17 protein-coding genes are annotated in these 23,009 nt (G+C 72.9%); 6 read left to right on the top strand and 11 right to left on the bottom strand.

All coding sequences use genetic code 11. From position 1 onward, the window contains the following. Nucleotide 1: 1 nt before the first annotated feature. Nucleotides 2–883, bottom strand: coding sequence for an LLM class F420-dependent oxidoreductase (locus VMV22_03590; GenBank protein HUY21404.1), 882 nt, complete (start codon nucleotides 881–883; stop codon nucleotides 2–4). 117 nt (nucleotides 884–1,000) lie between these two features. Here VMV22_03590 and VMV22_03585 point away from each other — a divergent pair, with 117 nt between their 5' ends. Both VMV22_03585 and VMV22_03580 read left to right on the top strand, forming a co-directional pair. Further along, entirely contained in the window at nucleotides 1,001–5,425 is a 4,425-nt protein-coding gene (locus VMV22_03585) for a DEAD/DEAH box helicase (protein HUY21403.1), read from the top strand. Between the two features lie 9 nt (nucleotides 5,426–5,434). Then, nucleotides 5,435–6,028, top strand: a complete 594-nt coding sequence (locus VMV22_03580) for a hypothetical protein (GenBank protein ID HUY21402.1) — start codon at nucleotides 5,435–5,437, stop codon at nucleotides 6,026–6,028. On the opposite strand, the gene VMV22_03575 is transcribed toward VMV22_03580, so the two are convergent. After that, complete coding sequence (locus VMV22_03575) at nucleotides 6,020–7,270, bottom strand: MFS transporter (GenBank protein HUY21401.1); 1,251 nt, start codon at nucleotides 7,268–7,270, stop codon at nucleotides 6,020–6,022. The genes VMV22_03580 and VMV22_03575 overlap by 9 nt on opposite strands. A gap of 199 nt (nucleotides 7,271–7,469) precedes the next feature. On the opposite strand from VMV22_03575, the gene VMV22_03570 reads away from it, so the two are divergent. From VMV22_03570 to VMV22_03560, 3 genes are read left to right on the top strand one after another with little or no spacing between them, the layout of a single operon-like run. Beyond that, complete coding sequence (locus tag VMV22_03570) at nucleotides 7,470–8,357, top strand: ATP-binding cassette domain-containing protein (protein HUY21400.1); 888 nt, start codon at nucleotides 7,470–7,472, stop codon at nucleotides 8,355–8,357. Further along, nucleotides 8,354–9,703: an ABC transporter permease gene (locus VMV22_03565; protein ID HUY21399.1), complete on the top strand. Its 1,350-nt coding sequence runs from the start codon at nucleotides 8,354–8,356 to the stop codon at nucleotides 9,701–9,703. Before VMV22_03570 ends, VMV22_03565 begins: the two co-directional genes overlap by 4 nt. Before the next feature lie 22 nt (nucleotides 9,704–9,725). Continuing rightward, a complete protein-coding gene (locus VMV22_03560) occupies nucleotides 9,726–11,339 on the top strand; it encodes an alkaline phosphatase family protein (GenBank protein HUY21398.1) in 1,614 nt (537 codons plus the stop codon). 51 nt (nucleotides 11,340–11,390) lie between these two features. Here the strand turns inward: VMV22_03560 and VMV22_03555 are convergent, their stop codons facing one another. The 4 genes from VMV22_03555 to VMV22_03540 form a co-directional block, all read right to left on the bottom strand. Beyond that, the gene (locus tag VMV22_03555) at nucleotides 11,391–12,152 is read right to left on the bottom strand and encodes a maleylpyruvate isomerase family mycothiol-dependent enzyme (protein HUY21397.1); all 762 of its coding nucleotides are present in this window, start codon (nucleotides 12,150–12,152) and stop codon (nucleotides 11,391–11,393) included. Between the two features lie 126 nt (nucleotides 12,153–12,278). After that, on the bottom strand, nucleotides 12,279–13,523 hold the full coding sequence (locus VMV22_03550; GenBank protein ID HUY21396.1) for a phosphodiester glycosidase family protein: 1,245 nt from the start codon (nucleotides 13,521–13,523) through the stop codon (nucleotides 12,279–12,281). Between the two features lie 24 nt (nucleotides 13,524–13,547). Then, nucleotides 13,548–13,964, bottom strand: a complete 417-nt coding sequence (locus VMV22_03545) for a hypothetical protein (protein HUY21395.1) — start codon at nucleotides 13,962–13,964, stop codon at nucleotides 13,548–13,550. Nucleotides 13,965–14,037: 73 nt separating this feature from the next. After that, the gene (locus tag VMV22_03540) at nucleotides 14,038–14,886 is read right to left on the bottom strand and encodes a hypothetical protein (protein HUY21394.1); all 849 of its coding nucleotides are present in this window, start codon (nucleotides 14,884–14,886) and stop codon (nucleotides 14,038–14,040) included. Between the two features lie 251 nt (nucleotides 14,887–15,137). On the opposite strand from VMV22_03540, the gene VMV22_03535 reads away from it, so the two are divergent. Continuing rightward, on the top strand, nucleotides 15,138–15,620 hold the full coding sequence (locus tag VMV22_03535) for a peroxiredoxin (GenBank protein ID HUY21393.1): 483 nt from the start codon (nucleotides 15,138–15,140) through the stop codon (nucleotides 15,618–15,620). A 65-nt stretch (nucleotides 15,621–15,685) separates the two neighbouring features. Here the strand turns inward: VMV22_03535 and VMV22_03530 are convergent, their stop codons facing one another. The 5 genes from VMV22_03530 to VMV22_03510 form a co-directional block, all read right to left on the bottom strand. Beyond that, on the bottom strand, nucleotides 15,686–16,138 hold the full coding sequence (locus tag VMV22_03530) for an SRPBCC family protein (protein HUY21392.1): 453 nt from the start codon (nucleotides 16,136–16,138) through the stop codon (nucleotides 15,686–15,688). Nucleotides 16,139–16,181: 43 nt separating this feature from the next. Next, nucleotides 16,182–17,198 (bottom strand): alcohol dehydrogenase catalytic domain-containing protein, encoded by a 1,017-nt coding sequence (locus VMV22_03525; GenBank protein ID HUY21391.1) that lies wholly within the window; start codon nucleotides 17,196–17,198, stop codon nucleotides 16,182–16,184. 213 nt (nucleotides 17,199–17,411) lie between these two features. Beyond that, on the bottom strand, nucleotides 17,412–17,960 hold the full coding sequence (locus tag VMV22_03520) for an RES domain-containing protein (protein ID HUY21390.1): 549 nt from the start codon (nucleotides 17,958–17,960) through the stop codon (nucleotides 17,412–17,414). A gap of 31 nt (nucleotides 17,961–17,991) precedes the next feature. Continuing rightward, nucleotides 17,992–18,828 carry a hypothetical protein gene (locus VMV22_03515; GenBank protein ID HUY21389.1) on the bottom strand — a complete coding sequence of 279 codons (837 nt, stop codon included), beginning with the start codon at nucleotides 18,826–18,828 and terminating at the stop codon, nucleotides 17,992–17,994. A gap of 312 nt (nucleotides 18,829–19,140) precedes the next feature. Beyond that, nucleotides 19,141–22,977 carry a vitamin B12-dependent ribonucleotide reductase gene (locus VMV22_03510; protein ID HUY21388.1) on the bottom strand — a complete coding sequence of 1,279 codons (3,837 nt, stop codon included), beginning with the start codon at nucleotides 22,975–22,977 and terminating at the stop codon, nucleotides 19,141–19,143. Nucleotides 22,978–23,009 lie beyond the last annotated feature (32 nt).

Here is a 23,009-nt window from a genome sequence, read left to right as displayed (position 1 = left end):
GTCAGCCGGGCGCGGACCGTCCGAGCCCGAAGGCCTCGGACACTTCCGCCAGGACGCGCACGTGCTCGTCCACCGACGCCAGGCCGGCCCCCATGGTGTTCACCGACAGGTGGGTGGCCCCCGCCGCGCGCCACCGGCCGAGATGGTCGAGCGCCCGCGCCACGCCGCCGTCCCCCCAGTTGACGCGGCCTTCCATGCCGAGGGCGGCCGGGTCCCGCCCGGCGGCCCGGGCCGCCTGCTCGAGGATCTCCTTCGCCTCGTCGAGCTTGGGCCCGGGTGGCACCAGCGGCATCCAGCCGTCGCCGAGCCGACCGGCCCGGCGATAGGCCGGGGGCGACGCCGCCCCGAACCACACGGGGATGGGGCGCTGCACCGGCAAGGGCGCGATGCCGGCGCCGGTCACCTGCTCGTCGGGGCCGTGGACGGTGACGGCACGCTCGGTCCACAGCCGCCGGAGCAGCGCGACCTGGCCCTCGACCCGCCGTCCCCGGTCGGTGAAGTCCTTGCCCAGCGCCTCGTACTCCACCGCGTTCCAGCCGAGGCCCACGCCGAGCCGGAACCGGCCGGCGGTGAGCAGGTCGACCTCGGCTGCCTGCTTGGCCACCAGGGCGGTCTGGCGCTGCGGCAGGATGACGATCCCGGTCACGAGCTCCAGCCGGGTGATGCCGGCCAGGAACCCGAACAGCACGAAGGGCTCGTGGAACGTGGAGTCCACGTCGTAGGGGCCGTTCCATCCGGGATGGGCGACCGGGTCGGCGCCCACCACGTGGTCGTAGGCGACGAGGTGGGCGTACCCCGCCTCCTCCACGCCCCGGGCATAGGCCCGCACGGCGCCCACGTCGCCGCCGATCTCGGTCTGGGGGAAGACCACGCCGATCTGCATGCTCCTCTGTCTACCGCCGCCGCGCCGGCGGCGCGTGGGCAGCACGGCGCCGGCGGCGCGTGGGCGGTGCGCCGGTACGCTCCGGGTGTGTCACACGCCGGTGCTGGAATGGGCCCGATGCCCTCCGACGCCCCCCCCGGGCCGCCGACCGCCCCGACCGTGGCGGCGTTCCACCCCGCCGTGGCCACCTGGTTCTCCCGGCGGTTCCCCGACGGCCCCTCGACGCCCCAGGCGGAGGGCTGGCCGCGCATCGCCGGGGGCGGCGACACCCTGATCGCCGCCCCCACCGGGTCGGGCAAGACCCTGGCCGGCTTCCTCGTGGCCATCGACGCCCTGTACCGCGCCCACGAGGCCGGCGAGGCCGTCGGGGGCGCCAGCCGGGTCGTCTACGTCTCCCCCCTGAAGGCGCTCGCCGTCGACATCCACCAGAACCTGCAGCGCCCGCTGGGCGAGATCGCCGAGGTGGCGCGCGAGCTCGGGCTCCCGGTGGCGCCGATCACCGTCGGCGTGCGCACGGGCGACACCACGGCGGCAGCGCGCACCGCCATGGTGAAGGACCCCCCCACCATTCTGGTCACGACGCCGGAAAGCCTCTACCTCCTGGTCACCGCCGAGCGCAGCCGGGCGGTGCTCGGCAGCGTGTCCACGCTGATCGTCGACGAGATCCACGCGCTGGCCCGCGACAAGCGGGGGTCGCACCTCGCCATCACGCTCGAGCGGCTGGAGCACCTCCAGATCGGCGGCCGGCCCCAGCGCATCGGGTTGTCGGCCACGCAACGACCCATCGAGCAGACGGCCCGACTGCTCACGGGCGTCGGCGACGGGCGCCGCGCCGACATCGTCGACTGCGGCCACGCCCGCGACCTCCGGGTGCGCATCGAGCTCCCCGACACGGAGCTGGCCGCGGTGTCGTCGACCGAGCAGTTCGGCGCGGTGATCGACCGCATCGCCGATCACGTGCGCGCCCATCGCACCACCCTCGTGTTCGTGAACACCCGGCGGATGTCCGAGCGCCTGGCCCACCTCCTCGGCGAGCGCCTGGGCCCCGACCAGGTCGCCGCGCACCACGGCAGCCTGTCCAAGGACCGGCGCCTGCGCGTGGAGGACCGCCTGCGCGCCGGGGACCTCCGGGCCCTCGTGGCCACCGCCTCGCTCGAGCTCGGCATCGACATCGGGCCCGTCGAGCTCGTGTGCCAGGTCGGCTCGCCCCGGGCCATCGCTACCTTCCTGCAGCGCGTGGGGCGCTCCAACCACTCGCGCGGTGGCACGCCCGAGGGGATCCTCTACCCGATGACGCGCGACGAGCTCGTGGAGTGCGCCGCGCTGCTGGCGGCGGTGCGCGCCGGGCGGCTCGACGCCACCTGTCCCCCGGTCGCCCCGCTCGACATCCTGGCCCAGCAGATCGTGGCCGAGGTGGCCGCGGCGGAGGAGTGGACCGAGGACGGGCTCTACGCGCTGGTGCGGGGCGCCGCCCCCTACGCACAGCTCGACCGGGCCGACTACGACGCCGTGGTGGAGCTGGTCAGCGAGGGGATCACGACAGGCCGCGGCAAGCGCATGGCCTACGTGCACCGCGACGGCGTGAACGGCGTGCTCCGCCCGCGGCGCGGGGCGCGCCTCGCCGCGCTCACGAGCGGGGGCGCCATCGCCGAGGTGGGCGACTACCGCGTGGTGGCCGAGCCCGACGACACGCCGGTCGGCACCGTCAACGAGGACTTCGCCATCGAGTCGATGGTGGGCGACGTGTTCCTCCTGGGGACGCACTCGTGGCGGGTGCGGCGCGTCACCCAGGGCGAGGTGCGGGTCACCGACGCCGAGGGCGCGCACCCCACCATCCCGTTCTGGGTCGGCGAGGCGCCGAGCCGGACCGAGGAGCTCTCCGAGGAGGTGTCCGAGCTCCGGCGCACCGTGGGCGAGCTCCTCACCGGCGCCGGCGGCACCGACGGAGCTCCCCCGGGGCTCGATGCCGTACGGCGCCACCTCGAAGAGACCTGCGGCCTCGAGGCCGACACCGCCGAGCAGCTGGCGCAGTACCTCGCCGCCGGCCACGGGGAGCTGGGCGTGCTCCCCACCTGCCACCACATCGTGTTCGAGCGGTTCTTCGACGAGGCCGGCGGCATGCAGATGGTGGTGCACGCCCCGTTCGGCGGCCGCATCAACCGGGGTTTCGGCCTGGCGCTGCGCAAGCGGTTCTGCGCCACATTCGACTTCGAGCTGCAGGCGGCCGCCAACGACGACGCCGTGGTGCTGTCGCTCGGCCCCCAGCACAGCTTCCCCCTCGACAGCGCGCCGCGCCTGCTGCGCTCGGACACCGCCGAGGCGACCCTGCGCCAGGCGGTGCTGGCGTCGCCCATGTTCGCCTCGCGGTGGCGCTGGAACCTCAACCGCTCCCTGGCCGTGCTGCGCTTCCGGGGTGGGAAGAAGAACCCGCTGCCCATCCAGCGCATGGAGGCCGACGACCTGATGGCCGCGGTCTTCCCCGCCCTGGCCGCCTGCCAGGAGAACACGCCGGGCGGCCCCATCGAGATCCCGGACCACGTCATCGTGCGCCAGACGATGCTCGACTGCCTGCACGAAGCCATGGACGTCGACGGGCTCGTGGGCCTGCTGGCGCGCATGGAGGCGGGCGAGGTCGCCGTCCACTTCGTGGAGTCGTCCACGCCCTCGGTGTTCTCGCACGAGATCCTCAACGGCAAGCCCTACACCTTCCTCGACGACGCGCCGCTCGAGGAGCGCCGTACGCGGGCCGTGCAGCTCCGGCGCGGTCTCCCCCTGCACGCCGAGGCGCTGGGCCGGCTCGACGAGGCCGCCCTGGCGCGCGTGCGCGAGGAGGCGGCCCCCGACGTGCGCGGGCCCGAGGAGCTGCACGACCTCCTCCTGTCGGCGGTGGTGTGGCGCCCGCGCCACGACCAGGCGGAGTGGTTCGCCACGCTCGTGAGCGCCGGGCGCGCCGCGGTGGCGACGGTCGTCGGCGGCACCAGTGACACCGCTGACGCCGCTGACGCCGCTGACGCCGCTGACGCCGGCATGCTGTGGCTGGCGGTGGAGCGCCGGCCCTGGGTGGAAGCGCTCTTCCCCGCCGCCACGTTCGCCCCCGACGAGGTGCCCGGCTCGCTCGCCACCACCGAGGCCCCCGACCCCGACATCGCCGCCGCCGACGCGGTGCGCGGCCACCTCGACGTGACCGGGCCGGTCACGGTGCCCGAGCTGGCGCAGCGCACGGGCCTGGCGAGCACCCGGGTGCAGGTCGGCCTGGGGCGCCTCGAAGCCGAGGGCTTCGCCATGCGGGGCCGCTTCGACCCCGGCACGGACGACGAGCAGTGGTGCGCCCGCCGCCTCCTGGCGCGCGTGCACGCCTACACGCAGCACCGCCTCCGGCGCGAGATCGAGCCGGTCACCGCCCAGGAGTTCATGCGCTTCCTCCTCGAGTGGCAGCACGTCGCCCCCGGGTCGCAGCGCCAGGGCCGGGCGGGTGTGCTGGCGGTGGTCGACCAGCTCCAGGGGTTCGAGATCCCCGCCGGCGCGTGGGAGGAGTCCGTGCTGCCGGCACGCGTCGAGGGTTACCAGCACCGATGGCTCGAGGACCTGTGCCACGCCGGCGAGCTCGTCTGGGGGCGCTTGTCGCCGCGCCCGAACAGCACCGAGGACACGCCCCGCCGGGGATCGGCCACGCCGTCGCGGGCCACGCCCGTCACCTTCGCGCTGCGCGAGGACCTGCCGTGGCTCCTGCGGGCGTCGCGGGGCGACGCCGTGCCGGCCGAGCCCGTGCACGGCCCGGCCAAGGAGGTGCTCGACGCGCTGCGCGCCCACGGTGCGATGTTCCACTCCGAGCTGCGCACCGCCACCGGCCGGCTCCCGGTGGAGGTCGAGGAGGGGCTGTGGGACCTGGTGGCCCGCGGCATCGTCACCGCCGACGGCTTCCAGGCGGTGCGCTCGCTGCTGTCGGCACGCGAGGCGTGGAAGCGACGCCACCGACACGAGCAACGGCTCCGCACCGGTGGCCGGCGCGCTCCCACGTGGCGCGAAGGGGGCGAGGGCCGGTGGGCGCTGCTGCCCGCGACCCCAGGGGCCGCCACCGACCCCGACACCGACCCCGCCACCGACCCCGCCACCGACCCCGACACGCTGGCCGAGCAGGTCGCCGGGCAGCTGCTCGCCCGGTGGGGTGTGGTCTTCTGGGACCTCACGGCGCGCGAGGGCATCGCACTGCCGTGGCGCGAGGTGATCTGGGCGCTGCGCCGGCTCGAGGCGCGCGGCCTGGTGCGCGGCGGGCGCTTCGTGAACGGCCTCGCCGGCGAGCAGTACGCGCTGCCGGAGGCGATCGACGCCATGCGGCGCGTGCGGCGCAGCACCCGACAGGGTCAGACGGTCCGGCTGAGCGCGGCCGACCCACTCAACCTGGTGGGGATCGTCCTCCCCGGGTCACGAGTCACGGCCGTGCGGACGAACTCGGTCACCTACCTCGACGGCCGGCCGCTCGCCGACGAGGCGCCCGACGCCCGGGGGGGCGCGCCGCGTCCGGTGCGCTCGACGCCGGCCTGAGGCGCCGCCGTGGACCGCGCTCGCGACTCCTCGGACCCTGGCCGGCCGGCGACCGTGCTCGCCGCCATGCGGCTCGAGAAGCTGGCGCTCGGCGGGCGCGTGGTGCGCATCGGCATGGGACATCGGCGCGCCATCGCCGCCGCCGAGGGGCTGGCTGCGAGCCTGGCGCCGGGCGCCCCCGTCGTCCTGGCGGGGATCTCGGGTGGCCTCGACCCGGGCCTGCGGCCCGGGGAGCTGGTGGTGGCGACCTCGGTGCGGGGCCCCGACGGCGACGAGACACCCCTGCCCGCCGGCGACGCTGCCGCCGTGGCCGGCGCCCTGCGCGCCGGGGGGCGCAGCGTGCACCTCGGCCCCGTGGTGTCGTCCCGGACGCTGGTCCACGGCGAGCGCCGGGCCGAGTTGGCGCGCAGCGGTGCACTGGCGGTGGACATGGAATCGGCCTGGGTGGCCGCGGCCCTGGCCGCCACGCGCCTCGTGATCGTGCGCGTCGTGGCCGACACGGCCGGCAACGTCGTGGTGGGCCTGGTCAAGGGTCTCGTCGCCCTGCGGGGCGTGCGCGGCGCCCTCGACGGGTGGCCGGGCCCGTCGGCGGCGTCAGGCTGAGGCCGCGGGCGCGGCGCCGTCGCGGTCGGGACGGGTGTCGGTGAGCGACGTCACGCCGGGCAGCGCCACCACCACGGCGATGGTGACGAGCAGCCACCCCGCCGCCAGGTAGAGCGAGCCGTCGACCCCGAAGACCCCCGCCATCGTCCCCGTGAGGGCGTAGCCCACGGGCAGGAACACCATGGACCCGAACCAGTCGTAGGCGCTCGCCCGCGACAGGACCACCGGCGGGAGCTCTCGCTGCATGGTGGTGTCCCACAGAGGCCCGAACACGCCGAAGCCCGCGCCCGACACGAACGCCGTCGCCGCCACCGCCGCCAACGGGGCGCGGGTGGCCAGCATCAGGATGGGGAGCGCGTAGGTGATCAGGACGAGCTCCGACACGAGCAGCGGGCGGTGCGGCCTGACGCGCAGCATGACCAGGCTCGCCAGCACCGACCCGAGCCCCTGCAGGGCGAGCACGGTCCCCCACGCCGCCGCGCCCCCGAGCGACTGCCTGGCCACCACCGCGCCCAGGACGAAGAACGGTGCGAACACGAAGAACCCGTACGAGGAGAACTGGGCCACGATGGCCCACAACCACGTGCGGGAGCTGAACGCCTGCCAGCCCGTGCGCAGTTGCGACAGGAACGGCTCCCCGTGGTCGGTCCCCGACCAGCCCACCCGCAGTCCGGCGAGGCACGCCGCGCTCACGAGGTAGGACGCGGCATCGACGGCCACGGCCCAGCCCGCGCCGGCCGTCGCCACGATCACCCCGGCCAGCGCGGGACCGAGCAGGCGGCCCGACCATTCGGCCATGCCGTTGAGGACGTTCGCCTGCTGGAGCTGGCCGGCCGGCGACACCTGCGGGATCAGGCCGGTCATCGCCGGCGTGAAGAACGCCGTGCCCGTGCCGACGAGCGCCTGCGTGGCGAGGAATCCCCACAACGGCGGCCGGCCCACCAGGATCCACGCCGCCAGCACGCCCTGGGCGACGGCCCGCAGCAGGTCGGCGCCCAGCATGACCATCCGACGGTTGAAGCGGTCGGCCGCCACCCCGCCGACGAGGAGCAGGAGCACGAGGGGCAGGGTCTCGGCGCCCAGCACGTACCCGACGTCGGCGGTGGGGCCATGCCGGGCGAAGACCGCGAAAGCCAGGGCCACGGGCAGCATGCCCGTGCCCACGAACGACGTCGCCCGCCCCGCCAGGAAGAGACGGAAGTCGCGCGCCGAGAGCGGCCCCAGCCACCGACCGGTGCTCATCGTCGCGAGGCTACGACGCGGTCGCGCCGGCCCCCGCCGCTGTGCTAGCCAGGGTCGATGGCGCTGGACGTGGGCGTGGGCGTGGGCGTGGAGTGCCGGTGCGCCCGCACCCGCACCCGGTGCCCCGGTGGTGGGCGACGCCGCGCCGGGTGCGGGACGGCGACGGTGGTCCGGGCCCCGGGGGAACGGGGATGTCGTCGTGCTTGAGTTCGACGGCCTGGTCCGGCACTACGGGGAGGTGGTGGCGCTCGACCACCTGTCGTTCACCGTTCCCCCCGGTCAGGTCTTCGGCTTCCTGGGGCCCAACGGGGCGGGCAAGACGACCGCCATGCGAGCCGTGTTCGGCCTGGTGGCGCTGGGCGCCGGCACGGTCCGCTGGAAGGGCAGCCCCGTGACGGCCGACGATCGCCGCCGGTTCGGGTACATGCCCGAGGAGCGCGGCCTGTACCCGGGGATGGTCATCGCCGACCAGATCACGTATCTCGCCCGGCTGCACGGCATGGCGCCGGCCGACGCCCGCCGCGCCACCGGCGAGTGGCTCGACCGGCTGGGTGTCGGGGACCGCGCCGACAGCAAGGTGGAGGCGCTCTCGCTCGGGAACCAGCAGCGCGTCCAGCTGGCCGCCGCCTTCGTGCACGAGCCGGAGCTCGTGGTGCTCGACGAGCCGCTGTCGGGGCTCGACCCGACCGGCGTCGACACTGTGAGCCGGGTGCTGACCGAGCAGGCCGCCGCCGGCCGCGGCGTGCTGTTCTCGAGCCACCAGCTCGACCTGGTCGAGGACCTGTGCCAGTCCGTGGCCATCATCGACCACGGCCGGCTGGTGGCGTCGGGGACGGTGGAGGAGCTGACCACCGGTGGCCGGCGTCGCCTGGTGGTCAAGGTGGCGGGCGACTGGACCGGTGCCTGGGCCGGGGCCCTTCCCGGCGTGACGATCTCGAGAACCGAGGGTGGGGCCGTGCGTCTGGTGCTCGACGAGGGGACCGACCCCCAGGGGGTCCTCGCCGCCGCCATGCAGGCCGGGACCGTGGAGCACTTCGGCTTCGAACGGCGTCGGCTCTCCGAGGTCTTCCGGGAGGCCCTGGGGTGAAGTGGCTGTACGTCGCCGTCGCGGCGGTGCTCGTGGCCCTGCGCCTGTGGTGGCGGCGTCGCGCCCGCGCCCGCGCCGCCGGTCCGTCGGCGGGGACGGACGGCCCCGACGCGGCGGGCAGGCGGCGCCTCGGGCGCCTCGGGGCGGCGCTCGACTCGTTCGGTGGGGACGTCGGGCTGGTCGCCCGGCGCGAGGTGCGCGAGCGCGTGCGGGGCCGGACCTTCCGCATCGGGACGGCGGTCATCCTCCTGGCGGTGGCCGCCGCGGTCACCATCCCGGTGTTGCGCCGCGGCAATCACGTCCACGACCGGGTGGGCGTCGTGGGCACCTTGTCGGCGCCGCTGCGCGCCACGGTCGTCGCCGCGGGGCCCGCGGTGGGCACCACGCTGACGCTGGTCGACGAGCCCTCGCAGGCCGCCGCGACCCGCGACCTGCGATCGGGCCGCGTCGCCATCGTCCTGATCGGCGCCCGTCGCCTGCTCGTGGACCAGGCGCTCGACCCCACCGACACCTCCACCACGGCCCTGCTGGCGCGCGTCCTGGCGAGCACCATCAGCCTGCAGGCGGGGCTCGAGGCGGCCGGCCTGGCGCCGGCGCGGGCCGCGCAGCTCGCCCATCCCCGTCCCCTGGCGGTGCACAGCCTCCAGCCGCCCAAGCACAACCAGACGGCCCGCTCCACCGCCATCTACGGCCTGATCCTCACCTACGTCCTGCTCACGACGTACGGCACGTGGCTCCTGATGGGCGTGGTGGAGGAGAAGTCCTCGCGTGTCGTGGAGGTCCTGCTGTCGACGCTGCGGCCGGAAGAGCTCCTCGCCGGCAAGGTCATCGGCATCGGCGCCGTGGCCATGCTCCAGGCCGCCCTCATCGTGGGCGTGGCCCTGGGCCTGGGCGCCGCGCTCGGCTCCGACCTCCTGCACGGCGCCGCCGCCCTCAGCGTGGTGGGGTCTCTGCTGTGGGTCGTCCTCGGCTACGCCTTCTACTGCTGGGTATGGGCCGCCGCCGGGTCGCTGGCCGATCGCCAGGAGCAGGTCCAGAGCCTGGCCTTCCCGCTGCAACTGCCCATCCTCTTCGGCTACATCGTCTCGTTCACCGCCCTGGGAAACGGGGCGGCCTCCCCCCTGGTGCGCGTCCTGGCCTTCGTGCCGCCCACCGCGCCGTTCGCCATGCCCGTCCTGGTGGCGACCGGGCAGACCACGTGGTGGCAGTTCTCCCTGTCGGCGGTGCTCATGCTGGTCGCCACCGTCGGTGTGGCGCGCGTGGCCTCCGCCGTCTACGGGCGGGCGATCCTGCGCACCGGCGGGCGCCAGCACCTGCGCCAGGTCCTGGCCACCGAGGCCTTGTAGGGCGGCCGAGGCGCTCTCGACGGTGCGGCCACACAGGGCGAGCAGCGCCGCGGGGTGCACGCCGGGGCTGCACCGGGGCGGCGGCGCCGCCCTCGCGCTCTCCCTCACGCTCCCCCTCGCGCTCGTGCTGGGCGCCTGCGGCGGCGGCACGGCGGCGCCCACGCGCGTGGAGCGGGTGTCGGGGGGGCCCACGGGCACCTACGTCGTGCCGGCGGGCATCCACAAGATCAAGCACGTCATCGTGATCCAGCAGGAGAACCGCTCCTTCGACTCCTACTTCGGGACGTTCCCCGGCGCGGACGGCATCCCGATGACCGACGGCTCGCCCGCGGTGTGCGAACCGGACCCGGCGACGGGGTCGTGCGTGACACCGTACGTCGACCATGCCGATGTGAACGGCGGCGGCCCCCACTCGGCCCCCAACGCGACGGCCGACATCGACGGCGGGAAGATGGACGGCTTCGTCGGCCAGGCCGAGTCGGGCCGCAAAGGCTGCCTCGATCCCACCAACCCGGCGTGCACCAACTCGGCGGCGCCGGACGTGATGGGGTACCACACGCAGAGCGACATCCCCAACTACTGGGCCTATGCCAAGGACTTCGTCCTGCAGGACCACATGTTCGAACCGAACGCCTCGTGGAGCCTGCCCTCGCACCTCTTCCTGGTGTCGGAGTGGTCGGCGTACTGCACCGAGGTCGACAATCCCTCGAGTTGCGTCAACGCCCTGCAGACCAGGCCGGCCGAGCGGCCGCCGGCCGCCCCCGTCTACGGCGGCGCGCGCGGCCCGACGACCGGGGGTGGCAACCCGAAACACGGCAACACGCCGAGGGTGAGCGGTCAGCCCGTCTACGCCTGGACGGACCTGACCTACCTGCTGCACAAGGCCCGCGTCAGCTGGGGGTACTACGTCGTGAGCGGGACGGAGCCGGACTGCGAGAACCCCGCAGCCGTCTCCTGCGCGCCGGTCCGGCAGGACGCCGGCACCCCGGGGATCTGGAACCCGCTGCCGTGGTTCGACACCGTGGCGGCCGACCACCAGCTGCGCAACATCCGGTCGGTGTCGCAGTTCTACGCGGCGGCCCGGCGCGGCACGCTCCCCGCGGTGTCGTGGGTCGTGCCCTCCGGCGCGGTGAGCGAGCACCCGCCCGCCCCCGTGAGCTACGGGCAGAGCTACGTGACCAGCCTGGTCAACGCGGTGATGCGGAGCCCGGACTGGGGCTCAACGGCGATCTTCCTGGCCTGGGACGACTGGGGCGGCTTCTACGACCATGTGCCGCCGCCGACGGTCGACCAGAACGGCTACGGGCTGCGCGTCCCGAGCATCGTCATCAGCCCCTACGCCAAGCGCGGCACGGTCGACCACCAGACATTGAGCTTCGACGCCTACGACAAGTTCATCGAGGACGACTTCCTCCACGGGCAGCGCCTCGACCCGGCCACCGACGGCCGGCCCGACCCGAGGCCCGACGTGCGCGAGAACCAGAAGATCCTCGGCAACCTGACCGACGACTTCGACTTCGACCAGCGTCCGCTCCCACCGGTCGTGCTGGCGGTCCGTCCCCGGACGACGCTCACCGGCACGCCCGCCCCCGCACGGCTCCCGGCAGCCGCCGCGACCGGGGACGCCGCCGGCTGAGCGGACCCGGCACCCGGCACCCGGGGCCGGGGTGCCGGGTGGGGACCGGGGCTACTGCGCGTAGGTGCGGACGAGGTGGAGCACCATGGCGGCGTCGGGGCCCTCACCGACGAGAGACGTCTGCGATGGCGCCACTCGTCGTGCGGCGATCGCACAGAACTCCAGGGCGCTCCCCCGGATCGTCGTCGTCTCGGGGACATCGGGAGCGAAGAGCCATCGATCCCCGTGGGGTCCGACGAGATCGAGTGCCACGGGCCCACTGAGCGCGACGCCGGCGTGCGCGAACGCGTACGGGAGCGTGCGCCAGGCCAGCCGCGCCACGTGGTAGAGGCGATCGGTCGGCGCGAGGTCGATGCCGAGCGCGGTCGCGATGTCGCCGGCGTGGATCCACGTTTCGGCCAGGCGCGTCGTGGCGAGGGTCCGCACCGAGAGCTGCCCGGCGACCCATGTGACGCGTCGGTGGGGGTCGCCGGCGCGCAGCTCGGCCTGCAATGCCACCGACGATTCCTCCCATCGGGCCGCGATGGCCGTCCCACCGATGGCGCGCTCGAGCTCGACCTGGGCGGCTGCGGCGCCATCCACGGTCATCGACGTCTCGTCGCGGGCTCCGAGGAACCCGTCGAGATAGCCGTCGAGATCGCCGCGCGCGCTGGCGACCGCGAGCTCGTCGGTCTGGACGAGGTGCAGGAGGACGTCGGCGACGTCCCACCCGTCGCACCGAGTCTGGCGCGACCAGTCGTCGTCGGTGCACCGCTCGACGAGGGAACGCAGCTCGGCGTGTTGATCGGCGAGATCGCCGATGATCGCGTCCATGCGGCGGAGGCTACCGCGGACATCTGTCAGGAAGGCTGGTCGGATGCATTCGTCTCCGCCACACGCCCGGCGATACCGCCGGCGGTCTACCTCACCACCGAACAGAGCCAGGAGACGGCGACGTGGTCAGCCCCCGGCGCGGGCCCGCGCCGACATGGTGAAGAAGTCCCGGGACCACCAGGGCTCGAAGTAGCGCTGGGGCGTCCCCACCATGGACGGGAGCAGGTCGGTGCCGTTGGCCGGGGAGGCGGGCGCGGCGGGGCCCGACGGCGCGTAGGTGGCGAAGTTGACCCAGTCGGTGTTGATGTCGAGCTCCATGGCCCGCACGGCGCCGGCCCGCACCAGGACGGCCGCCAGGTCGGTGATGTTGAGGTCGGGCCCCCCCACGTAGACGAGCGCCCCGTCGGCGGTCACCCCGACGCCCGAGCGCCACACGTAGATGCTGCCGCCGAGGGTCGCGCCCCACTGCGTGGTGTCGTTGGCGTTCAACCCGGGCACGGGCTGTCCCCCGTCGACGATCAGGTTGAGGTTCTGGCGGACGGCCACGACGTCGGGGGTCAGCGAGGCGTCGCGCCCCCACTGGGCCACCGTGGCGGTGCCGTCGCGGTAGATCACGAAGGACGCCGCCCCCGTCCGCAGGGGGATGACGGTCTTGCCCTGGGCGTAGTACCCGCCATTGCTGTTGGGTATGAGGAAGCCTGCGTTGAACGCCGCCACGAGGGAGGTGGCCGCCTGGGACGTCACCGGCGCCGTGTGCTGCCACGGGCCACCCCCCGGGATGGTGCTGCCCGAGTACAGCGTGGCCGACAGCAGTGACATGTCCATGTACGCCACGCCCACGACGACGCTCGTGTGCACGGCGTCGGGTCGCAGGAACGCCTCGTAGACAGCGGGCTGCCCGCCCACCGTGCGGCCCACGGGGTGCCACTGGCCCTCGCCCGACATGGCCGGGCTGGCGATGGGGACGATGGCCGCCGGCGGCGGCAGGTGGGTCACGGCGGGCGCGCTCGTGGCGCCGGCACCGGTCGTGCCCGTACCGGACGTCCGTGGCGACGTCGGGGCCGGGATGGCGCCCTTGGCCGGCCGTCCCCCCACCGGCGGCGGGTGGTGGGAGTACCAGGTGTTCTCGGCCCACGCCACGAAGGACCCACCGCCGTGGCCCCGCACCCACTCGGCGAGGCGCGCCGACATGCTCGTCCCCAGCGCGGGGTCGGAGAGCGCCGAGCCCAACGACCACCACACCGGCGTGAGCAGCACGACGACGAGGACGAGGACGCTCACCACCTTGTGGCGTGCGACCCAGGGCCGCCGCGGCCCGGGGCGCGACGACGAGGGGGGCGCCGGCCGCGGCCGGACGAGGGTCTGGTGCACGGGACCGACCCTACGGAGCGGACCTTACGGCAGCGTGAAACGAAGCAGGCGTCCCAGGCGGGCGGCGGCCCGGGGACGCGTCGACGGCCCGCACACGACGGCGTCGTCGGTCGTGAAGTCACCCACGATGCGGCGCACGGGGCCCGAGACCACTTCGGTCCGCCCGGCGGCGGTATCGCCGACGCCGATGCGCATGCGGAATCCCGGCCCGTCCTCGTCGGCGACCCAGCGCACCCAGTCGAAGTCCGCCCACTCTCCGCGAAGGCCCTCGGGCAGGTCGGGAGCATCGAGCGGGCCGAGGCACCCGGGCACGAAGTAGTAGCGCCCTCCTCCCGATGCGGCCGGCTCGAGGAGCAAGACGCCCTGCGGCGTTGCGATGCGGCACCGCCCGAGTGGGGTGAACGGCTCGCCTTGCGACCGCGAGCGCTCGGGCGGTGTCACATCCGCGACGTTGCCATGCCGACGGTGAAGGAAGCGTGAAGGCGTGCCGACCGATCCCGGCCGGCGCGGGCCGTCAGGCGGCGAGCGGCAGCCGCAACGGCAGGTGCGCCCCCTTCAGGACGCTCCCCAGGAACTGGGCGACGAGCGAGTACGGGATCGCCTTCACCTGGGACGACGGTGGGACCGTGACGGTCACCGGTGCGCCGTAGCCGGTGAGGTCGACGGAACCGGTGATGCCCGCTCCGTGGGGACCGCCACCGTGGGTGACGCCACCGGTCACCCGCACGAGGTGGCCCGACCCGTCGACCCACACAGCCGCCGACAGACGGGACCCGCCCGGGAGCCGGGCGGCGACCCGGCTCCCCGTGGCCGCCGATCCGTCGACGGTGGACGCCCCGAGCGAGCCGGACCTGCCGTGGTGGGCCGAGGCGAAGGTGAGGATGTCGTTGGCGTTGCCGAGGGCGGAGGCGATGGTGCTGAACACCCCCGGTATCCCCGACGTCACGCTCGAGGGCAGCGCCACCGAAACCCACGGCGCCCCCACGAGCCCCGACAGCGCGGGGACCTCGGCATAGACCGTGCCCGCCGACAACACGACGTTGACGACCTCGGGCCCGGCCGGGGCGCCCGGGATCATGCCGGCCACGCCGGCGGGCAGGTTGACCTGCAGCGAGGCGGCATCGTTGGCGAAGTCGGCCTGGCCGCTGCCCGTCACGGTGATGGCGCCGCCGTGCTTCGTGAGGCCGCTCACCGACACGCTGAAGCTGAACGACACACTGGTCACCGGGGCCCCCGCCGTCTGGAACCGCACCGGCGTCGGCCTCGACCTGGCGGACGCCGACGACGCGAGGCCTCCGGCGACCCCGGCGCCGAGCGCCGCCACCAGGCCGATCGCTGCCAGGACCTTCGTCCGCTTCGTCACGTGCCGTCCCCCTGTCGTCCCCGCCCGACCGCCCACGGCGATACCCCCGCGGCGGCCGCGACCACCCTAGGCGCGAGCATCCCGGAGCCGCTCGATGCGCGGGACGACCCCGGGTCCCTACCGGTGTCGACCGGTGTCGACCGTTGTCGACCGGTGTCGACCGGGCGCGATCCCAGGCCCGATCTGGCCGCGACTGCGATCGACCTCGGCGCGCGACCCGACGGAGCGTCGACGGCGAATAGGGTGCGCCCATGGCCATCGCGATCGGCAGTTCCGTCCCTGACATCGAGATCAAGACCATGGGGCCCGAGGGACCCGTCCCGATCCGGACCGGTGAGGTGCTCGGTCGGGGGAAGGTCGTGCTCTTCGCCCTACCGGGGGCGTTCACCCCCGGCTGCTCGAAGTTCCACCTGCCGGGGTACGTCGAGAACGCCGACGAGCTCACGGCCAAGGGCGTGTCGACCATCGCGTGCGTGTCGGTCAACGACGCCTGGGTCATGAAGGCGTGGGGCGACGCCCAGGGCGTCGGCGACAAGATCGTCATGCTGGCCGACGGCAACGCCGAGTTCACCAGGGCCATGGGCCTCGAATGGGACGGGTCGGGCGCCGGCCTGGGCCTGCGGTCGCAGCGCTACGCGGCGGTCATCGAGGACGGCGTGGTCACGTCGCTCGAGGTCGAGCCCACGCCCGGTGTCGACGTCAGCTCCTGCGCCAACATCCTGACCAAGCTCTGAGCAACCCGTCGTCGATCGCTCTCGCGACGGCGCAACGGCGCCAACGCCGGGGCGGGGCGGCGCGGTCAGCCCGGTCCGTACAGGAGCGACCCCGGCGTCGTGAGCAGCTGGCCGCTCTCGAGCCACGTCTTCAGGCCCGACAGGATCATCGGCCAACCGCCGTAGAGCTGGGCGTCGGCGCCCTCGCGGAGCTGGTCGTGGGTGACCGTCAGGCGGCAGGAGTCGGCGACGGGCTCGACCTCCCACGTCACCCTGGAGGCGCCCTCGGCCTCCACGTCGTCGCCCCAGAGCGCCACCATGGTGTGGACGAGCCGGCGCGGGGGGTCGACCTCGAGGACCTCGCCCTCGCCGAGGAGCCCCGCCGCACCCGGCGCGCCCATCTCGAGGCGCGACCCGGGCGTCCACTCCGAGTGGACCTGGGCGCCGAAGTTGTACTTGGCCCTGATCTCGGGGGTGACGATCGCCTCCCAGAGGCGCTCGGGGGTGGTGCGGATGTAGATCTCGAAGACCTTCTCCATCTGATCCTCCAGTCTCAGCTTCAGGTTCAATGGGACGGCCGGGTCAGGCCCCCGGGACGAGCACCGCCCGGGCCCGCACCTGGCCCCGCTTCAGGCGGCCCAGCACCTCGACCGCCTCGTCCAGCGGGTAGGCGTCGCAGTGCGCCCGGACCTTCCCCGCGGCCGCCAGGGCCAGCACGTCTCGCATCTGCTGGCGCGATCCGATGACCGATCCGACGACTCGCTTCTCGTCGGCGAACGGAAGGGCACCCACCTGCGCATGGACACCGAGGACCACGGTGCCACCGGGTTTGATCGCCGCCACGGCCTGGCGCAGCACGTCGTCGGAGGGTGCGAACACCACGGCGGCGTCCACTCCCCCGTCGGCCGCGAGCACCGCCGCCACGTCACCGCGGGTGGCGTCGACGGGTCGGGCCCCGAGCTCCTGGGCCAGGTCGAGGTGCTCGGGGGCGCGCGCCACGGCGTAGACGTCGGCACCGGTGAGCACGGCGAATTGGATCACCATGTGGCCCACGCCTCCCACGCCGAACACCGCCAGGGTGGTGCCGGGATGCGGGGCTGCCTTCGACACGGCGTTGTACGCCGTCACGCCCGGGCAGAACAGCGGGGCGGCCTCCACGTCGTCGAGCTCGTCGGGGACCAGGTGGGCGTGGGCCGCGGTGGCCAGCATGTACTCGGCGTACCCGCCGTTGACGGTCTCGCCCGTGATCTGCTTCGTCTGGCACAGCTGGTCGCGCCCGGTGAGGCAGTACCGGCAGTGCCCGCAGGTGGACCACAGGGGCTGCACGCCCACGCGGTCGCCGGGCCGGAGCCAGTCGACCTCGCTCCCGACCTCGGTCACCCGTCCGACCACCTCGTGCCCCGGGATGATCGGCGTGAAGGCGGGAACGCCGTAGTCGACCCAGTCGCCTTCGACCATGTGCAGGTTCGAGCGGCACACGCCGCAGGCCGCCACCTTCACGACGATCTGCCCGGGGCCCGGGCTCGGATCGGCGACGTCAGCGATGTGCAGCACGCCGGCGTCGAGCGGACCCGGGGTGTCGAGGACCACGGCGCGCATGGCTACTCCCTCCGGCCGGACGGACCGGCCACGACGACGGTACCGCGGCCGGCGACCGCCGACACCCCTCGCGGCCCCGGCCGCTTGGCGAGAACGACCCGGATCGCCTCGGAACCCGGCTCCATCACCGCGCAGGGCGCGCTGCATCATCGCCAACCAGAGGGAGAACGCTGCGGCCGGCAACGACCTTCGGCGGCGCACACCCGCAGATCCTCACCAATCAAAGGGGCCGTACCACTGCTCGAAAGGTTGGACCAGCGTGACCTCGAGCTCGACCTCGTGACGGTCGAAGAATGCCAGCTCCTCCCCGGTGGGCGGCGCGCTCTCCACCGCCGGGCGGCCGGCGACACCGGGTAGCCCGCCCTCCCAGGCACCCTGCCCGATGGGTTGACAGCGAGTGCGTGGGACGACCTGGCCCGACTCGTCGAGCGGGTACGTCGTCGGGAGCCCGTTGGCGACGATCCCGTCACGAGTCACGACATCGAGGTAGCGGCGCGCCGGCGCGGCCGCCCACACCAACACCGGGAGCTGCGCGGGATCGAGGTCCTCGGCCATGAAAGGCTGGCCCCGCAGCCTTTCGGTGAGCAGGTGCCGGGCATTGGCCCTGGCGGTGTCGAGATCCGCGTTGAGGTAGATCACCGGGAAGCTGCCGGGTGCGTTCCAGCGGCCGCCGAAGCGCATCGAGTACGACCCGTCGAGGAGGTCCTCCCAGTCGGGGTCGGCGACGCGGCAGTGCTCGCCGCCGCGCTCGATCACCTCCATGAGAAGAACTCCGCCAAGCGAGACGTGGGGCTCATGCCGTGCTCGACCAGTCCAAGGCCCGTTCGGTGATCTCTCGCAGCTTGGCGTCGTGGTCGTCGCGGACCATCTCCAGCAACGTCCGTCCGCCGTAGGCGTCGGCCCGCCGGCGCGCGGCCAGGGGAAGCCGCCCGGGCCGGAGCTTGCGCTCGAGGATCTCCCCCACCGCCAACAGGTTGGCCAGTTTCTCGCGCCTGGCGCCGGGGACATCCCCGGCGCGCTCCCATTGCTCGACAGCTTGGCGACGCACACCGAAGAGACCCGCGATCTCGGCGGTGGTCAGGTCGAACATGGCGCGCACCTGGTCGAGCGGGGGCTGCATCTGGCGCAGGGCGACCTCCACGAGGCGCCGGTAGCGCGCCACGTCTGCCCCTCCGGGCCAATCGGGCCAGCCGGCGGAAGCCTCCATGCGCAGGCGCTGGCACCCCGGCAGCAGGGCCCGCAAGGCGTCGACGGCCACCACCCCCACACCGACATCGCGGCCGAAGCTGGTCAGCATGGGCGAGAAGGGGACGTCGCCGATCAGGTGCTCCAGGTAGCCGACGGGCTCCCCGCTCAGGTGGTGGGTGGCAGTGAGGATGCCGAGGTGGCCCCCGACGGGGGCCACGAGCTGGGGGAGCTGGGCGGCGGCGGCCTCCAGGAGCTCGCCGACGAAGCCGTGCCAGCGGTTCACCACGGCCTGGACCGACGCCCACTCGCCTAAGACGGCGTGGGGGAGGGCGGCGGCGAAGACGTCGAAGTGCTCGCGGTGGTCGGCCAGCAACTTGGCGCACTCCTCCGCGCTCTCGACCAGCAACGCCTCTCCGAGGTCATGTCCTGCGTACCGGACCATACCTCGATTGTATCCCAACGCAAGTAAAAGGCAATCTGATGCGCAAGCACACGTGCAAGATAACTCGAGCGGCAGCCACCGCAGGGCTCTGACCAGGGGCTCTGGGGGCCTTTTTGCTGTCGCTCAGGGCGGCAGGCACCTCCGCCACGGCAAGCGCGGAGGTATCGCCATCCGTGTGACGCCTCCAGGGATCCACACCTCTGGCTCAGGAAGTGTCCGGCTGTCCTCGATGGGACATTCCGTGTCCGAAACCGGGGATTGCCCGGCCAAAGTCCTGGACCACCACCTCACCGCTCATCTCATCTCATCGCATTACGAGCAGCCGCTGGTGGTCCCGCAGCTCGAGCACACATAGCAGGACCCCGCCCGCTGCATGACCATGCCGCACTGGTAGCAGAGCGGCGCGTCACGCTGCTCGGCACGCGGCGACGGTGCGGGCTCGGGGCCCGCCTGCGCCGGCGGGCGGGCCGTCCCCGAAGCCCGGTCGTCGCGCCCCGAGAGGGGCACCGAGCTCATCCCCGTCTCCTCGACCAGGTCCTGCTCGGGGGTGGCGGCCTCCTCCACGCCCGGCAGGGTCGGCTGCATGCGTTCCGAGGTGGACAGCACCCCGAGGTCCTCACGCTCCTGGCGGGTCAGGTAGTCGATGGCGAGCCGACGGAAGATGTAGTCCATCAGGCTCGTGGCGATGCGCAGGTCGGCGTCGTCGGTGATCCCGGCCGGCTCGAACCGCATGTTGCTGTACTTGCGGACGTAGGTGGCGAGCGGGACCCCGTGCTGCAGGCCCAGGCTGACCGAGATCGAGAAGGCGTCCATGATCCCCGCCAGGGTCGAGCCCTGCTTGGAGACCTTCATGAACACCTCGCCCGGTCGGCCGTCGTCGTACTCGCCGACGGTCACGTACCCCTCGCAGTCGGCCACCCGGAAGGCGAAGGTGCTGGACTTGCGCCGCCGCGGCAGGCGCTCGCGCACCGCTCCCACGACGACCGTGTCCCGGGCCCGGCCCTGCTCGTGGGCGAGAGCCGCCTCGAGCTCGGCGATCTTCGCCGCGATCTCCCGGTCCTTGGCCTCGGCGTCGGACCCCGGCGGGGCGAAGTCGCCACCCTCCCCCTCCACGGCGGCCTTCTTCGTCGTCGACAGGGGTTGGGCCACCTTGCAGTTGTCCCGGTAGATGGCGACCGCCTTGATCCCCATCCGCCAGGCGTCGAGGTGGAGCTGCTCGATGTCCTCCACGGTCACGTCCTCGGGCAGGTTCACGGTGTTGTGGTTGACCACCCCGTTCCCGACGAAGGCGTGCGTGTACGGCACCGACACGTCGAACACCTCGCGCTCACCGGCGTCGGACACCGACGCCACAGGGCTGAAGTGGAGGCCGTCGTCCAGCACCGTCTGCAGCCACTCGGGGAGCGAGATGCCGTCGATGCGCGCCACCCGCTCCACCGTCGATCGGCTGACGCAGGCGGTCCGGCGGTCGGCGAGGAACTTGAATTCGTCCCGCAGGAGCACGCCATCCCGGTTGCGACGCCCAGAGGGCACGAGCACGTAGAGCTCCGCCGGGGAGATCCCCGGCACCACGTCGGCTGTGTTGTGGTTCGGGCTCGTGGCGCACGCCGCCATGCGGGCCGCCGCCGCCGACTTGTGCTCCTCCAGGAACGGCACGAGTTCCACCAACCGCCTCGCCTGGTCCCCGACCGCGTACACCTCGTCGTACGTCTTGCCGTTGGTCGCGTGGCGCTTGCCGATACGGCCGTGGACGATACCCAGGTTCGTCAGGACCGCCTGCAGGTCGTCGAGGAGCTTCGGCGAGTCGAGGCAGATCGCCCACTTCGCCATGCCGGACGCCGTGGTGTACGCATCGAGCGCCAGGCCCTGCAGGAACGAAATCACGAGCTCGCGCGCGGAGCGGAGCACGGCGTCGGGGATCCGCTTCTCAGAAGCACGGGCGCCGCATCCCAGGTACTCCAGGAACTCGACGATCGTCTTGGAGGAGAACTCCACGCTCGCGCACCGGTCCGCCGGCCGGCGGATCTTGGCGTCGACGTCGAAGCACTGCCGAACCGCCTCGGCGATCTCCTCGAGCACGGCGTCCTCGGAGTTGGTGATGACCACCGTCCACGTCGACCGGATGGTGTGACCCTCCGCCGCGTAGGCACCGAGGAGGAACGCCAGCGGTTCGGTCATCTCCGGGGGGATCCACACCTGCTTCTGCGAACCGTAGGGCGCGGTCGGGGTGAAGTCGTCGAATCGGGCCGGCAGCTCCGACCACAGTTCGTCCCCGTACTTGGTGGCCACGTAGTCGCCGGGCTCGATCTCGTCGAGGCGCTTCCAGTCCAGGCCCGATGCGCCGGCCGTGAGGAGGCGGTGGTTCGGGGTCCCCGTCACGCCATGACCGGAACGGAGCACTACCCGCCGGACGGGCCGGACGCCGCCGTAGTAGAAGGCGTCGGTCTTGTGGATGCCACCGATCGACGCCACCGCGATGATCTCGTCACGGAAGCTGTCGGGCTCCTCGCCCTCGTGCAGCCCGCCGATGCGGACCAGGCCGTCGGCGGTGGCCAGCAGGGTGTCGCCGACCACGCACTTGCTGATGGCTCCGCTGATGAACGGCTGCACCGCCCCCATCATGCGGACGTGCCCCAGGTAGTGGATGGTGTTGTCGCCCATGGAGCAGGCGAACACGGCCAGGTGCTCGGCGCTGAGGTGCGGGGCACCCACGATCGACTTGTGCTCGTCGATGTAGGCGATGATGTCCTCGACCTGCTCGGGCATGTAGCCGAGCTGTGTGAGCGCACGCGGGACCGTCTGGTTGACGATGGACATGGTCCCGCCGCCGACCAGCTTCTTGGTCTTCACGAGCCCGAGGTCGGGCTCGACGCCGGTGGTGTCGCAGTCGAGCATCAGGGCGATGGTGCCCGTGGGGGCGAGGACGCTCGCCTGGGAGTTGCGCACGCCGAACTCCTCGCCCAGCTCGACGGCCTCGTCCCAGACCTCCTGCGCCGCGCAGAGCAGCTCCGTGGGGACCAGCTCCTCGTCGATCTTGGCGACCTCGGCACGGTGCATGCGCAGCACGTGCAGCATGGCGTCGCTGTCGGCGTGGAAGCCGGCGAACGGCCCCATCCGGGCGGCGGTGCGGGCCGAGACGGCGTAGGCGTGCCCGGTCATGAGGGCGGTGATCGACGCTGCCCAGGCCCGGCCGTCGTCGGAGTCGTAGGGAAGGCCCTGGGCCATGAGGAGCGCCCCGAGGTTGGCGTAGCCGAGGCCGAGCTCGCGGTACCGGCGCGAGTTCTCGGCGATCTTCTCGGTCGGGTAGTCGGCGTTGCCGACCAGGATCTCCTGCGCCGTGAAGACGACGTCCACGGTGGCCTTGAAGCTCACCGTGTCGAAGCCCCCGTCGTCCTGGAGGTACTTGAGCAGGTTGATCGACGCCAGATTGCAGGCACTGTTGTCGATGTGCATGTACTCGGAGCAGGGATTACTGCCGTTGATCCGCCCCGCGTTCGGGGCCGTGTGCCACCGGTTGATCGTGGTGTCGAACTGCATCCCCGGGTCCGCGCACTCCCACGCGGCGTGGGCGATCTGCCGGAAGAGGTCACGCGCCTTGACGATGCGGACGGCGGAACCGTCGGTCCGCGCCGTCAGGGCCCAGTCGGCATTGTCGACGACAGCCTGCATGAACTCGTCGGTGACGCGCACCGAGTTGTTGGCGTTCTGGTACTGGATGGAGAACGAGTCGGATCCGTCGAGGTCCATGTCGAACCCGGCGTCACGCAGCACCCGGGCCTTGCGCTCCTCGATCGCCTTGCACCAGATGAAGTCCTCCACGTCGGGGTGGTCGTCGTTGAGGATCACCATCTTGGCGGCCCGCCGCGTCTTGCCACCGGACTTGATGGTCCCCGCCGAGGCATCCGCCCCTCGCATGAACGACACCGGCCCGGACGCCGTGCCGCCTCCCTGCAGACGCTCAACCGATGCCCGGATGCTCGACAGGTTCACACCGGCACCGGAGCCACCCTTGAAGATGATGCCCTCTTCCCGGTACCAGTTGAGAATCGAGTCCATGGAGTCGTCGACCGACAGGATGAAACAGTTGTGCACTCGCAAGCTGTCGCTCAGGTACTCACCGCTCTCGGTCTGGATGTCGTAAACGTCCATCTCCCCGAGCTCTTCGATCCGCTCGATCTGGA

This window comes from Acidimicrobiales bacterium, assembly GCA_035531755.1.
GTDB lineage: Bacteria > Actinomycetota > Acidimicrobiia > Acidimicrobiales > UBA8190 > DATKSK01.
The sequence above is the reverse complement of the archived record's forward strand: the minus strand, read 5'-3'. Positions and strand labels throughout refer to the sequence as shown.

What these genes read in the sequence shown, in the direction of transcription:
- VMV22_03590 (HUY21404.1), bottom strand. Translation starts at nt 883, where the DNA reads ATGCAGATCGGCGTGGTCTTCCCCCAGACCGAGATCGGCGGCGACGTG.
- VMV22_03585 (HUY21403.1), top strand. Translation starts at nt 1,001, where the DNA reads ATGCCCTCCGACGCCCCCCCCGGGCCGCCGACCGCCCCGACCGTGGCG.
- VMV22_03575 (HUY21401.1), bottom strand. Translation starts at nt 7,270, where the DNA reads ATGAGCACCGGTCGGTGGCTGGGGCCGCTCTCGGCGCGCGACTTCCGT.
- VMV22_03555 (HUY21397.1), bottom strand. Translation starts at nt 12,152, where the DNA reads ATGGACGCGATCATCGGCGATCTCGCCGATCAACACGCCGAGCTGCGT.
- VMV22_03535 (HUY21393.1), top strand. Translation starts at nt 15,138, where the DNA reads ATGGCCATCGCGATCGGCAGTTCCGTCCCTGACATCGAGATCAAGACC.
- VMV22_03530 (HUY21392.1), bottom strand. Translation starts at nt 16,138, where the DNA reads ATGGAGAAGGTCTTCGAGATCTACATCCGCACCACCCCCGAGCGCCTC.
- VMV22_03525 (HUY21391.1), bottom strand. Translation starts at nt 17,198, where the DNA reads ATGCGCGCCGTGGTCCTCGACACCCCGGGTCCGCTCGACGCCGGCGTG.
- VMV22_03520 (HUY21390.1), bottom strand. Translation starts at nt 17,960, where the DNA reads ATGGAGGTGATCGAGCGCGGCGGCGAGCACTGCCGCGTCGCCGACCCC.
- VMV22_03515 (HUY21389.1), bottom strand. Translation starts at nt 18,828, where the DNA reads ATGGTCCGGTACGCAGGACATGACCTCGGAGAGGCGTTGCTGGTCGAG.
- VMV22_03510 (HUY21388.1), bottom strand. Translation starts at nt 22,977, where the DNA reads ATGGACGTTTACGACATCCAGACCGAGAGCGGTGAGTACCTGAGCGAC.